Genomic DNA, 12,792 nt, shown 5'->3' on the forward strand with positions numbered 1-12,792 from the left:
TCGCAGTCCCTCAGGTGTTGGCAGCGGTCGTCCAAAAAAAGTCCGCGGCGAAGTGCATCCGTTCCGGAGGCGCGGCCGGAAGGGACGGTATGGCCCCAACTGGCATGCCCGTTCTGCTCGATGAGGAGCATGATCCGGCAGACGTCGAGACGATGCGTGTGACCTCGCGGCTCGTGCTGGAACTCGCCCGGCCGCCGTCCACCGGCGAGCTCGCTCTCCTTGTGGCTCAACTGCGCGGTCATCTCCGGGTGATGGTCCCCGAAGTCGAGACCATCGCCGCACGCCAGTCGCAGAGCAGTGACCTCGCCGCCTGCCTGGCGCTGGCCTGCGCGCGGGAGGCGAGGCGCAAGCTGACGATTCCCGAGCGGACCTCGCCCGCCGGGCAACTCGCCCTCGCCCTGCGGCTCGCGCGCATCCTGGACGCCCTGTGCAACCACTACGACGCTCTCGACCCGGACGCCGGAAAACGGTGAAGCAGGCGTTCGCGTAACGGACATGGGGCCGTTGGGCGTGCCGCGGCGGCGGACGCAGGAGGCGGGCGTCGGGGGAGTCCCACAACCAGGCGCGGACCGCGCGGAGTCCACGCCTCCAGAACCCTTGACCATATTGGTCCAGGCCAATATCGTCACCCCCGCACAGAACCCCACACGACCCAACACCCCACAACCGTCGTGCCCCTGACGGATGGTCAAGTCCCTGGGAGGACCTGTGGTTTCCCGACGCTCTTTGCTGACCGCTGCCGGTGCCGCCGCCGCCGCGGCCGTGCTCAGCCCCTTCTCGCCCGCCGCCGCGGCGGCCGCGGTCTCCCTCCCCGTGAAACTGGCCAACAACTCCGGCCACGACAACGTCTACGCCTACATCTCCGGCTCCGACAGCAGCGGCTGGCCCGTCTTCGTCTCGGCGAACGGCGCCCTGAACAGGCTGCCCAACCCGTCGTCCCCCGTGACCCCCATCGCCGACTACTCCATCCCGCTCGGCGCCTCCGGTTCGGCGGGGACCACGGTCAACCTGAACGACTACGTCATAGGCGGCCGGGTCTGGTTCTCGGTCGGCCAGAAGCTCCAGTTCTTCGTCAACCCGGGCAACGTACCCGGCCTGGTGCAGCCCGCCCTGGTCAGCTCCGACCCCAACTGGGCCACCAACTGGACGTTCTGCGAGTTCACCTTCAACAGCGCCAACCTCTACGCCAACATCTCCTACGTCGACATGGTCGCGCTGCCGGTCTCGATGGCCAGCACCGGAAGCGGGGGCAACCAGTCGGTCAGCCCGCTGCCCTCAGGTGCCCTCGCCTCCATCGCCTCCGGCCTCCAGGCTCAGCACGCCTCCGACGGAGCACCCTGGGACAGGCTGGTGGTCACCGACTCCTCGGGTGCCGTCCTGCGCGTCATGGCTCCCTCGCACTCGCCGGTCGACTTCGGCGGCTACTGGGACGACTACCTCAACCGGGTCTGGAGCCACTACGCCTCCACCGCGCTGACCGTCAACGGACAGGGCAGCATCGGCTCCTACACCGGAACGGTCTCCGGCGGCGCCATCGTCTTCTCCGGTCTCAACACCAACGGCGTGCCGTTCACCAAGCCGAGCGCGGTCGACATCTTCGGCTGCGCGTCCGGCCCCCTCTACAACTCCGGCTCGGACGCCCGCGGTGCGATCGCCGCGCGGCTGGCCGCCGCGCTCAACCGAAGCTCACTGCTGGTCTCCGGCGGGAACAACCAGCCCGACGGTGTGACACCGTCCCAGTACTACAAGGACGCGATCACCAACCACTACGCACGTCTGGTCCACCAGTACGCCAGCATCGGCTACGCCTTCCCCTACGACGACGTCGGCGCCACCGGCTCGGCCCCCGTGGACGGGCACATCCAGGACGGTGCGCCCACCTCGTGGACCATCACCCTCGGAGCGGGTTCCGGCAGCGGACCGGGAGGCCCGGGCTCGGGCACCGTCAGCGCGTACGGCACCATTCAGGCCGAGTCCTACTCGGCGCAGAGCGGGACCACCACGGAGACCTGCTCCGACACCGGCGGCGGCAGCGACGTGGGGTACATCTCGAACGGCGACTGGCTTAAGTTCTCGTCGGTGGACTTCGGTTCGGCTTCTCCGGGCCAGTTCAAGGCCCGGCTGGCGTCGGGCGCGGCCGCCGGGGTCAGCGGTGCCGTCCAGGTACGTCTGGACAGCACCGGCGGCACGAAGATCGCCGAGATCGACTTCGGGAACAACGGCGGCTGGCAGACCTGGCAGACGGTGCCCGCGAACCTCGTCGCCTCCGCCACAGGCGTCCACGACGTCTACCTGGTCTTCGCGGGCAGCACCTCCGACTTCACCAACATCAACTGGTTCACCTTCACCAGCTGACCCCGGGCCTCCCCGCCAACGGCCTATGCGCGGCCGTGCAGTTCCACCGCCAGGGGCGTGGCGGTGAACATGGAGGAGTAGGTGCCGACCGCGAGGCCGATGAGGAGAGCGAGGGCGAAGTCCGTCAGGGTGTCGCCGCCGAGGACGGCCAGCGCGGTGAGGATGAACGCGGCGCCCATGCCGGTGTTGACGGTACGCGGCAGGGTCTGGAGCAGCGCTTGGTCGGCGATGCGGCTGAAGGGCGCTGCGCGGTCGCGGCGGGCGAGTTCCCTGATCCGGTCGAAGAGGACGACGGAGTCGTTGACGGAGTACCCGATGACGGTCAGGAGTGCGGCGAGGAAGACCCCGTCGACGGGCTTGCCGAGCCAGGCGAAGACGCCGACGAGGATCACGACGTCGTGAACGAGGGCGGCCACCGCAGAGCCTCCCAGCAGCCAGCGGAAGCGCGCCGCGAGATAGCCGAACTGCGCGACGAGGGCGACGGCCAGCGCGATGAGCGCACCCTGGCGCAGCTCCTTGCCGAGGCTCGGGCCGATGGCTTCGTCACGGAGCAGGTCGGCCTTGCCGGTGAGGGCGGCGACGGTTTCGGTGAGCGAGGCCGCCTCGGCGTCGCTGAGCCGGTGGGTACGGACGCTGAGTCGGTTCTCGCCGGAGGTCTGTACGACGGCGCGGGGGAACCCGGCGTCGGCGAGGGCGTTCCGGGCCCGGTCGGCGTCGACGGCGGCGGCCGTGGTGTATTCGACGAGGCGTCCTCCGGTGAACTCGACCCCGTAGTCGAGACCACGCAGGGCGATGCTGGAGGCGGCCAGGACGAGGGCTGCGGCGGAGACGGCGAGCCATCGGCGCGGGTGACGCATCAGGTGCGGATCCGCGCGGGTGATCCGGTCGCGGACGGCGCCGGTGTGCGCGATGCCGGTGATCCGGGGGCGGCGGCGCACCCTGCGGCGCTCCACGGCGTGCTCGGCGAGGACGCGGGTGATGACGAGGGCGCTGAGCATGGAGGCGAGGACGCCGATACCCAGCGTCACACCGAACCCGCGCACGGGACCGGAGGCGAGGAAGAACAGCAGTCCGGCCGCGATGAGGGTGGTGATGTTGGAGTCGGCGATCGCGCTGAACGCCCCGCGGAACCCCGCTGTCAGGGACGCCCGTGGGGTGGGGCGGGAGCGAGCGGCGTACTCCTCGCGGGCCCGTTCGAAGACGAGCACGTTGGCGTCGACCGCCATGCCGATGGCCAGGACGAACCCGGCCAGGCCGGGCAGGGTGAGGGTGGCGCCGAGGGCCGCGAGGGCGGCGTAGGAGACAAGGCCGTAGCAGGCCAGGGCCACGGTGGCCAGGACGCCCACGAGCCGGTACACGGCGATGATGAACAACGACGTCAGGGCGGTGCCGACGGCGGCGGCCCAAGCGCTGGCCGTGATGGCCTCCGCGCCGAGCGTGGGACCGACGGTGCGTTGCTCGATCGTCTCGACCGGCACGGGCAGCGCGCCGCCGTTGATGAGCAGTGCCAGTTCTCGGGCCTCGCCGTCGTCGAAGGTTCCGGTGATCCGGGTGGAGCCGCCGGCGATGCCGGAGCCGCAGGTGACGGACGGGTCGACCTGCGGCGATGAGATGATCTTGTCGTCGAGGACGATGGCGACCCGGCGGGCCGGACTTCCGGCCTGATGGCAGGCGGCCTCACCGGTCAGGCGGGCCCACCGGTCCTGGCCCGGCCCCTTGAAGTCGACGGTCACATGCCATCCGGCGCCGCCCTGCTGGTCGAAGCGGGCGGCGGCCTTGTCGACTGCGTCGCCGGTCAGAGCGGCGGCCCGAAGACGCAGGGGCTGCCCCGCCTCGTCGGCCAGCACGAGCTGCTGGGGGCGTTCGGGCATCGGCTCGGGCGTGGCGCCGGCATCGGACGCCGTGCCGAGCACCTGGTGGAAGGAGAGTTGGGCGGTACGGCCGAGGACGTCCGCCGCCTTCCGCGGGTCCTGTACGCCGGGAAGCTCGACGACGATCCGGTTGCCGCCGGAGCGCGTGATGGTGGGTTCGGCGACTCCGAGCGCGTCGATACGGCCGCGCAGCACCTCCATGGCGCGTTCCGTGGCCTCGCTGCCGGCGTCGGCGGCGTTCGGTGGGCGGGTTTCCAGCACGAACTGGGTGCCGCCCCGTAGATCGAGTCCGAGGCGGACGGGCACGGTGAGCGCGACGTACAGGGACAGTGCGACGGCAGCGAGGGCGATCAGCGCTCTGGTGCGCCGGGATCGTTTCACGGCGGGCCTCCGGCAGACAGGCCGCGGCCGGCACTGCGACCGCGGTCAGGGGAAGGAGAAGGAAGGGAGAGGTTCGGGTGTCGGAGAGCGAGGGGGTGCGCGGGTCCCAGGGCGGTTCGTCGGCCGGTCGGACGATGCCGCGTGGGGCACGGTCGGCCGGGTCCGCGAGGGCCGGAGCAGGTCCGCGGCCGTGACGTGCGCCGCCACGGGAACGGCGAGCGGTGGTGAAGGACGCTCACCGGTCGTATCGCGCGGACTCCGGGCCACGGTGGTGGCCACGGCCGAGTCCACGTCGTCCGCGTAGGAGAGCGGGTGGGCCGACACGGTCGCGACGGCGGCGCGCACCGTGCCGTCGCGGGGATGAGGGCACGGTACGGCGAGCAGCGTGGTGAGGACGGCGAGGAGGACGATCCGCACGACGGTCCGGAGCGAGCCCCCGGAGCAAGGGGCGTTGGGCGTGATGCGTGCCATGCCCCGTCCCCTTCGCATGTCGGTGGCGGTCGGCCGGGAGCGCCCGGAGGCCTCAAGGCACCGGCCGGGGAGTGGGCGGCCGGCGCCTTGAGGCGGTCGGCGGGTCAGGCCTCGATGAGGCCGACGCGGATGGCGTAGCGGGTGAGCTCCAGCCGGTCACGCAGACCGAGCTTGGACAGCAGGTTCGCCCGGTGCCGGTGGACGGTCTTGATGCTGATGAAGAGCATCTCCGCGATCTCCTTGGACGAGTGGCCCTCCGCGACCAGCTTGAGAACCTCCTCCTCGCGCGGGGTCAGTACCTGGTCGGGCACTTCCTCGCCGTGGCGGACCCGGTCGAGATAGTGGCGGATCAGGGCGGTGACCGCGCCCGGATACAGGAAAGGTTCGTCCCGCATGGCGGCCCGGCAGGCGGCCACCAGGTCGCGGTCGGCCACGGACTTCAGCACATATCCGCTGGCCCCGGCCTTCAACGCCTGGAAGAAGTACTGCTCGTTGTCGTGCATCGTCAGCATCAACACCCGCACCCCCGGCTTCAGGGCGACGAGTTCGCGGGCGGCCTGCAGACCGGTCATGCGCGGCATCGCGATGTCCAGCACCGCCAGGTCCACCTCGTGGGTGCGGGCCAGCTCGATGGCCTCCGCGCCGTCGCCGGCCTCGGCGACCACCTCGAGATCCGGTTCCCGGTCGAGGATGAGGCGGACTCCGCGACGTACCAGCGCATGGTCGTCGGCGAGGAGAACGCGGATCGCGGGGGCGTCGGGCGTGGTCATGGCTGCTTCCTGGGTACGGGCACGGTCAGCCGGATCCGCGTACCGGCCCGGGGCTGGGAGGTGACGTCCAGCGTGGCCCCGATCAGCAGGGCACGCTCCCGCATTCCGCGGATGCCCGCGCCTTCGCGGGCCACGCCGGTGCCGCGGCCGTCGTCGACGACGGCCAGCACCACCGTCTCGTCGGTGTGCCGCAGAGTCACCTCGACCTGGTCGGCCTCGGCATGGCGGGCCGCGTTCGTCAGGGCCTCTTGGGCGACGCGGTACAGGACGAGTTCCGTCTGCTGATCCAGTTCGGGGAGACCGGAACAGAGACCGCGGACGACGCGCAGTCCCGCGTGGGTGGAGAACTCCGTGGTCAGCGAGGTCAGCGCGCTGACCAGGCCGAGATCCTCCAGCACCCCCGGACGCAGCCGGCGCACCAGTCGGCGCACCTCGTCCAGACTGCCCCGGGTGATCTCCTGCACCTGCCGCAGTTCGCCCCGCAGGGGGTCCTCGGCCTCGGTGGCCGCCCGCTCCAGGGCCAGCAGCACCGCGGTCATCGTCTGGCCGACCTCGTCGTGCAACTCCTGGGCGATACGACGGCGTTCGGCCTCCTGCGCGGTCAGGACGCGGGCGTTGCTGGTGGCGCGTTCGCGTTCGAGGCGCTCGATCATGGCGTTGAAGCCACGGATCAGCTCGGCGGTCTCGCCGTGCCCCTGGGCCGGCAGCCGCTGCCCGGGGCGCAGCAGATCCACCGTGGTCATCAGCCGGGTGAGCCGGTCGAGCGGAGCCAGTCCGATCCGCAGCATCGCCGCGTTCGCGACCAGCATGACGACCAGGCCGGCCACGAGGATCACCGCCTCGGTCAGCACCACCGGCACGGACACCGTCACCGGAGCCCACAGCAACAGCGCGGTGGCGCTGCCCAGCACTACCGCGTTGAGGGCGAAGCTCCGCCAAAACAGGGACACCGGAATGACGCCTCTCTTTTCGACACGGCCTGGTCTCCAGTGTCGGTCACCGCACACCCCGAGCGGGACGCGCCTCCAGGGGCCCTGACCGGCCCGCTTCCCAATCTGCCCGCTGCCGTACGCCACGTCGATGGGGTCCGGTACCCATTTGGCGACCGTGGCCTGCCCATGCCGGGGTGAGCCCTGGGCCGGGCCGTAGATGGTCATCGCGCCCGATGGGTTTCACGTCGGCCACCGACCACGCTGGAGGCACCGGAGCACCTGAGGTGCCCTCCGACCCTCGACCCGACCACACAGCGGCGCGACGCGCCCCGCCGAAAGAAGGACCCGCCATGTCGCTCGACACGCCCCGGACCGGGACCCGCTCCGAGACCCGCTCCGAGCGGCTGACGGCCCATGAGGCCCGCCAGCGACTGGAACACGAACGCGCCTCCCGCCTCACGCAGTTGCAGGCCGTCGACGAGGCGGGGCCCGACACGGGAGAACAGCTGATGTCCGCGCAGAAGGACACCATCCGGCGGGTTCTCGCCGAGGTCGATGCCGCGTTCGCCCGCGTCCAGGACGGAACCTACGGCAGCTGCCGCGGCTGCTCCCGGGCGATCCCCGTCGAACGCCTGGAGATCCTGCCGTACACGAGCTTCTGCGTCCCCTGCCAGAGGAACGCCGGCTGACGACCGGCCCTCCGCCATCCGTCTCCCGCCCTGCCCTAGGGGTGAAATGGTGAACCAGCAGACCACCGACGACCGCGGCAGCAACCTCTCCACCGAGGACCTGGCCGCACTGCGCGAGAACCTGAACGAGCAACGCCTGTTCCGCCAGGAGCAGTTGCGGCAGCTCTCGGCGACCGCCACGACCCGGGCCGCCGCGTCACCCGAGCGTCGGACCGCGTCCCAGACCGAGGTCCGGGTCACGCTCGCAGCCTCAGCCCGGTTGGTCCTCGCCGACGTCGAGGCCGCCCTGACGTGGATGGACCAGAACACCTACGGAACCTGCCACCTCTGCCGCGGGCCCGTCGCCCTCGTACGACTCATGATCGTGCCGCAGGCCCGCTACTGCGCCCGCTGCCAACAGGTCCTGGAGGCCGGCCGATGACCAATCCGCCGGTACCTCGCCCCACGTCCGCCCGTCACCGACCGTGGCCCTGGTGCCGGCACTGCTGTGGCATCGCGCTCGACCTGGGCAGCGCGCGTACCCGTGCCTGGCTGTCCGGGCGGCGGACGATCATCGACATGCCCACGGTGACCTTCCCGGGCGCCGGCTCCGTGTATCCCATCCAACGCGGCTGCATCGTCGACACCCCCGGCACGGCCCGGATGCTCAACCGGATGCTCGGCCACCGCCTGCCCCGCTTCGGCCGTCCCGTGGTCATCCTGACCACGCCCGTCCTGGGCGCGATCGCCTACCGGACCGAGGCCCGCACGGCGGTCGAGATCCTGCGCCCGCGCACGGTGCTGACCGTATCCACCGCGCGCGCCGTGGCCGTCGCCGTGGACGCAGACCTGACCCGCCCGCTGCTCGTCGTGGACCTCGGCGCCCATCTCACCGAGGTCGCGCTCCTCGCCGACGGAGCGGTCGTCGACGCCCGCCATACCGCGCTGGGCACCAGCGACCTGGACCGCGCCACCCCACCCGCGCAGATCGCGGACGCGGTCGTCGCGATGGTGACCACGATGCTGGAGGAGGACCCCGGTCCACAGGCGCTCGACGCGCTGCGGCGGGGCGCGCTGCTCGTCGGCGGGGGAGCCCTGCGTCCCGAGATCTCCTACCGCCTCGCCCGCCGGCTGCACACCCCCGTCCAGCCGGTACCCGCCCCACAGACCGCAGCGGTCCGAGGCGCCGCGAAACTCCTCCAGGCCGCCCATGCCCACCCGTCCACCAGCGCCGTCATCGACGTCACTGACGTGCTGCCACGACTTGTCTGACGGAGCCGTCGTCGACCGGGGGCGGTTCGCGCGGACCGGGTGTGTGCGGCGGTAGGGCTGAAGGTGGGGGAGGGGGGAGGGGAGGGGACGCCGGGCGTGCTCCGCGAGCCATGCCGAGTTGGCCACTCACGCCTCCTCTACGGCCCGGTCCTGCCACGAACGCCCGGCGAAGTGAGCACGTTCGTATGGTGCGTTGGGAATGCGCACAGTTCGTACGGAAGGAGAAGCGCCGTGGCCCGCGCGGCCTGCTGTGGCGACAACGGCGCAACTCCCTTGCGCCGCAGCACCGATCGCGTGCAGGCATGGCCTGTGTCAGGAACAGCTCATCGCGGGGGCGAAGGTGTGTCACAGACCAGACCTGAGAGACAGGCATTCCGGTAGGAGGACTCGTAAATGCGTTCACCGGCGGTTTTCGCGCTGGACAGGGCTCCGCAAATGGCAAGGGCCGCGACAAGTTGGGTGACGGCGACCACAGGTATCCGGCGGACTCCAGCTACAACAGCCGCAACCAGGGCGGCTGCCGCCACGAACAGAGCCTTCTGCAGATAGGGACCCGGCGGTGCGCCGTAAGCCTGGTCGCCAAAGGACGACCAGTAGGACGCAATCCAGAAAAACCAGATCATTCCAAGAGCCCACAGCTCCAGGACAACCAGGCCCACGGACACGGCCACGGCTCGACCAGTACGTTCAGGATCTGTACTCACCCGGCCAGAATCATCCGACAGGCAAGGGGTGTCATGAGTACCCGTACTTAAGCCGCAGCTCGGGTGAGGCTAGCTCCGGCAGTTGAAAAGCCGCGCGGTCGGACCACCTATGCGCGCGGGCTGCCCGGGCTTGGCTGGTCGTACGGGCGTGTCGGCCCGGAAGCCGTGTCCGCAGTACGGCGCCTCCGCCTTGGCTACCACCCTGCTACCATTCGAACGTGACTTCCGTGAAGAAGCAGACGCAGGTCAGGCTGGAGGAGGACGTGCTGGAGGCCGGTAAGGCCGCCGCGCGTGCCCGGAGCCTGGACTTCAACAAGTACGTCGAGCGGCTCATCGTCGAGGACACCACCGGCGCCCGCGCCGCCGGCATGGCGGCTGCCCAGCGGCTCATCGACGAGCACGGTGACTTCCTCGACGATCTGGAACAACAACTCGACGCGCCGTACGCCGATCGGCAGCCAGGCGCTGCCGCGTGATCCTGCACGTCGACGAATCCTGGATCCTCGAAGTGGCGGAACGGACCGGGCACCGCGACCCTGCCCCTGACGACTACGGCGTGCCCATCGCCGCCGTCGCCCGCCACCGCGGGGAACTCCTCGACACCCCCGTCTACAACGGCCCCTACGCCCGCGCCGCCGCCTTGGTGCACACCCTGGGCCGCTGTCGCTGGCTGGAGCGCTCCAACCTCACCATCGCCTGTGCCGTCGCCGTCATGTACCTCGAGGCCAGCAACATCCCCGTCAGCCCCACCCGCGAGCAACTCACCGCGCTCGCCCATGAGTTGAACAACCCGCGCTGTACCGCCGACCGGATCGCCTCCTTCCTGCGCACCTGGAAACCCTGAGTTCCGGACCGGCCCCGAGCGCCTGCGGATCCTGCGGGAGGCCCTTTCCCCGACCGAGGAGACTGCGCGGGAGGGGATGGCCGCCAGGACTACTTCGGTAATCAGACCGCGAGTCCGTATACCGGACGAAGACGACCGTGCGAGGCAGTCATGGGCGTGTGCCTCTACGACATCGACCTCGTACGTCGGCGTGAAACTCCCCTGGCGTTACGGGAAACGCGTCGTTCGCCAGGGAGGATCGAGCGATGGATTCGTGCAAGTCGGCGCCCACCAGTCTTCTTCTTTGTGGGCTCTTTAGTCAAAGATCATTGTTTGTTTGAGTAAGTGATCTTTACGATCCTCCGGCATGGATACGCCCACATCGGGGAGCGAATTCCATGAAATATGGAGGCACATTTGTACACGCCTTGCACCGTCGGCTGGTGCACATGGCTGAGCTGACCAGGGTCCGTACGGCAGTGACGATCGTCTTCGCGCTGGGCGTTTCCCTCGTCACTGGCTGCACAGCGCACTATGTTCAGAGCTCACCGCGCAGAAATCCGACCGTCTCGGCATCGCCTTCCCCTCGTTCTTCTGTCATTGGTCTGACGAAGACTCCGCCCGACATCTTCGGTTCGGCCAAGGCCCTCATCCGGCTGGCGAACAGGACAGGGTCGGAAGAGGTGGCCGTGATCGGGAACATCAAGGCGGGGACGGTTGCGGTGGCGACCGAATGCGCCGGCGAGGGGAAAACCACCATAGTCATCGGGAAACTGGCCAGCTATACCATGCCGTGCGCGGCCGCGCCCTCGACGACCTACAACGAAATCGGCTTGGGCAGCAGCAGGCGCCAGGTCAAAATCACGGTGACGGCCAGCCCTGGAGTCCACTGGGCACTGTCCGTCGGATGGCGCCCTGGATTCCGGCGTCCGTCCTGAACAATTCGGCTCTGCGGATTGGCGCGCCAGGGATGTCACGACTACTCAGCGCCAGTGCGTCAGGTACTCGGCAACGCCCAGGGGCCACCGGCTGCCGGGTGCGGGAACCCGACGGCGGACGGATACCGATCCGGCCCGTCATCCCTGAGTCCTACCCTGCCCTCCGCGCTGAGCCGAACAGGGCACCCGGCTCAGCAGTTCCGGATCGAGTACACAGGTGACCAATTGACGGCGTAGACCGCGTTGTCGGCCGGGACGGTCTGCAGGAGGCCGCCGCCGGAGCCGTAGAGACTGGCGACGGCGCCTCCGGTCTGGCTGTTCTGGGCCTCGGCCCAGTCGGTCCAGTTCGAGAGGGTGTAGCGGTTGCAGGAGTAGAAGAAGAAGATCTTGAACTTGCCGGCCGTCGGGTCCCAGACCGAGGCGCAGAAGTAGCCGCTCTGGCAGTACACGCCCCCGCCGGCACCGGCGTAGGCCGTGCGGACGGCCGGGGAAGTGGAGGGGGCCACGGCCAGGAGCGTCGCGGGGCGGGCCGTCCTCGGCGCTGCGGGCATGGTCATGACGTGACCGGAGGAAGTTCCGTGCGAGGCCGGGGCGGCTTGCGCGGTTCCGGTGGTGAATAGGGCCGCCCCCACGGCGAGGGCGGCGCAGAGTCCGACAAGTGAGCGCTTGGTACGCACGGTTCGGCAATCTCCTGTCCGGCATGGCTGAGTTCGCACATGCTCAAGTCGTGGTTGTCCCGGGTCCGATGACCGTGTCCGGTTCGGTCGTGGCCGTCATGTGTCGCCGGACCACGGTGGCGTCCGGTGCGGGCGACGTCAACGACGCCCATGGGCCGTACTCATGCCGTCCCGTGGGCTGATCATTCCTCAACTGGACTGTAGCCAGGGTTAGTTGGGGCTTCGTGGGCGTGATGTGGTCGTGCCCGGGGTCGGCGGCCTTTCGAGGAGGTTCGAAAGGCTTCTGCCGGCCCACGCGATCGGCGATCGTCGCGGTCAGGGCACGTTCCGTGCCGCTGTCCCAGATGTCCCGCTGCCGTCTCGACGGAGGTCTCATCCATGCGCGCGAAGCGCTCGCTGCTCGGCATCATCGGCGCGATGGTCTGCTTGCTGATGGCCGTCTTCGCCACCGGTCCGGCACAGGCGGCAACCGCCTCCGGCCCTCGTACCAGTGACCATGTACAGGCCGCGGCCGCCGTCTCCCCGACGATCTCTCCGTCCACCACCGTCAGCTACCGCACGGACGACCAGACGTTCACCTGCTCAGCGGGGAACCTCTGCCTCGAGGTGTGGGACCAGACCGTGTCCAAGTGGAAGATCTTCTATCTCTACAACTGCAACCGTTACTCCCTGTCCAACTGGACCGGCAACGGCTACTACCTCAACAAGCAGACCGGGTCGGTCACTTCCTACTTCTACGACGCCAACGGCAACGTGCTGCGCGCCTTCTCCCCGCCGCAGGTGGGCGACCAGGACTGGAACCCCGTCTGGTCCGTCCGCAACTGCTGACACACGTGTCGTGGCCGGCCCCTCCGACGGTGGCCGGCCCCGACGCGTTTCCGCTGCGGCCCGTCCGCGCCAGGGAGTCGTCCAGGTCCCCCTTCTCCTCAC

15 protein-coding genes are annotated in these 12,792 nt (G+C 69.7%); 9 read left to right on the top strand and 6 right to left on the bottom strand.

Annotated features, from left to right (window positions below; translation table 11 throughout):
* Nucleotides 1-104 precede the first annotated feature (104 nt).
* Together OHT77_RS44150 and OHT77_RS44155 are read left to right on the top strand one after the other, a co-directional pair.
* A complete protein-coding gene (locus OHT77_RS44150) occupies nt 105-473 on the top strand; it encodes a DUF6415 family natural product biosynthesis protein (RefSeq protein WP_328834020.1) in 369 nt (122 codons plus the stop codon).
* A gap of 235 nt (nt 474-708) precedes the next feature.
* The gene (locus OHT77_RS44155; protein ID WP_328834021.1) at nt 709-2,355 is read left to right on the top strand and encodes a beta-1,3-glucanase family protein; all 1,647 of its coding nucleotides are present in this window, start codon (nt 709-711) and stop codon (nt 2,353-2,355) included.
* A gap of 23 nt (nt 2,356-2,378) precedes the next feature.
* Here the strand turns inward: OHT77_RS44155 and secD are convergent, their stop codons facing one another.
* From secD to OHT77_RS44175, 4 genes are all read right to left on the bottom strand, one after another.
* Complete coding sequence (gene secD / locus OHT77_RS44160) at nt 2,379-4,607, bottom strand: protein translocase subunit SecD (protein WP_328834022.1); 2,229 nt, start codon at nt 4,605-4,607, stop codon at nt 2,379-2,381.
* 45 nt (nt 4,608-4,652) lie between these two features.
* Nucleotides 4,653-5,078, bottom strand: a complete 426-nt coding sequence (locus tag OHT77_RS44165; RefSeq protein WP_328834023.1) for a hypothetical protein — start codon at nt 5,076-5,078, stop codon at nt 4,653-4,655.
* A gap of 104 nt (nt 5,079-5,182) precedes the next feature.
* Nucleotides 5,183-5,848, bottom strand: a complete 666-nt coding sequence (locus OHT77_RS44170) for a response regulator transcription factor (RefSeq protein ID WP_328834024.1) — start codon at nt 5,846-5,848, stop codon at nt 5,183-5,185.
* Nucleotides 5,845-6,798, bottom strand: coding sequence for a HAMP domain-containing sensor histidine kinase (locus OHT77_RS44175; protein WP_328834025.1), 954 nt, complete (start codon nt 6,796-6,798; stop codon nt 5,845-5,847). The genes OHT77_RS44170 and OHT77_RS44175 overlap by 4 nt, the downstream gene beginning before the upstream one ends.
* A gap of 332 nt (nt 6,799-7,130) precedes the next feature.
* Between OHT77_RS44175 and OHT77_RS44180 the strand changes: the two genes are divergently transcribed.
* From OHT77_RS44180 to OHT77_RS44190, 3 genes are read left to right on the top strand one after another with little or no spacing between them, the layout of a single operon-like run.
* Nucleotides 7,131-7,469 (top strand): TraR/DksA C4-type zinc finger protein, encoded by a 339-nt coding sequence (locus tag OHT77_RS44180; protein ID WP_328834026.1) that lies wholly within the window; start codon nt 7,131-7,133, stop codon nt 7,467-7,469.
* Between the two features lie 46 nt (nt 7,470-7,515).
* The gene (locus tag OHT77_RS44185) at nt 7,516-7,890 is read left to right on the top strand and encodes a TraR/DksA family transcriptional regulator (RefSeq protein ID WP_328834027.1); all 375 of its coding nucleotides are present in this window, start codon (nt 7,516-7,518) and stop codon (nt 7,888-7,890) included.
* The gene (locus OHT77_RS44190) at nt 7,887-8,720 is read left to right on the top strand and encodes a rod shape-determining protein (RefSeq protein WP_328834028.1); all 834 of its coding nucleotides are present in this window, start codon (nt 7,887-7,889) and stop codon (nt 8,718-8,720) included. Before OHT77_RS44185 ends, OHT77_RS44190 begins: the two co-directional genes overlap by 4 nt.
* A gap of 323 nt (nt 8,721-9,043) precedes the next feature.
* On the opposite strand, the gene OHT77_RS45115 is transcribed toward OHT77_RS44190, so the two are convergent.
* Nucleotides 9,044-9,424, bottom strand: coding sequence for a DUF6234 family protein (locus tag OHT77_RS45115; RefSeq protein ID WP_405878814.1), 381 nt, complete (start codon nt 9,422-9,424; stop codon nt 9,044-9,046).
* Between the two features lie 218 nt (nt 9,425-9,642).
* On the opposite strand from OHT77_RS45115, the gene OHT77_RS44195 reads away from it, so the two are divergent.
* The 3 genes from OHT77_RS44195 to OHT77_RS44205 all read left to right on the top strand — a co-directional run bounded on the left by OHT77_RS44195 (nt 9,643) and on the right by OHT77_RS44205 (nt 11,185).
* Nucleotides 9,643-9,900: a hypothetical protein gene (locus OHT77_RS44195; RefSeq protein ID WP_328834029.1), complete on the top strand. Its 258-nt coding sequence runs from the start codon at nt 9,643-9,645 to the stop codon at nt 9,898-9,900.
* Nucleotides 9,897-10,268 carry a fic family toxin-antitoxin system, toxin component gene (locus OHT77_RS44200; RefSeq protein ID WP_328834030.1) on the top strand — a complete coding sequence of 124 codons (372 nt, stop codon included), beginning with the start codon at nt 9,897-9,899 and terminating at the stop codon, nt 10,266-10,268. The genes OHT77_RS44195 and OHT77_RS44200 overlap by 4 nt, the downstream gene beginning before the upstream one ends.
* Nucleotides 10,269-10,696: 428 nt before the next feature.
* Entirely contained in the window at nt 10,697-11,185 is a 489-nt protein-coding gene (locus tag OHT77_RS44205) for a hypothetical protein (protein ID WP_328834031.1), read from the top strand.
* A gap of 191 nt (nt 11,186-11,376) precedes the next feature.
* Here OHT77_RS44205 and OHT77_RS44210 read toward each other — a convergent pair whose 3' ends face one another.
* Entirely contained in the window at nt 11,377-11,742 is a 366-nt protein-coding gene (locus OHT77_RS44210; protein ID WP_328834032.1) for a hypothetical protein, read from the bottom strand.
* Between the two features lie 498 nt (nt 11,743-12,240).
* Between OHT77_RS44210 and OHT77_RS44215 the strand changes: the two genes are divergently transcribed.
* A complete protein-coding gene (locus tag OHT77_RS44215; RefSeq protein ID WP_328834033.1) occupies nt 12,241-12,690 on the top strand; it encodes a hypothetical protein in 450 nt (149 codons plus the stop codon).
* The last annotated feature ends 102 nt before the right edge of the window (nt 12,691-12,792 follow it).

Source organism: Streptomyces sp. NBC_00252, from assembly GCF_036187565.1.
Classification (GTDB): domain Bacteria; phylum Actinomycetota; class Actinomycetes; order Streptomycetales; family Streptomycetaceae; genus Streptomyces.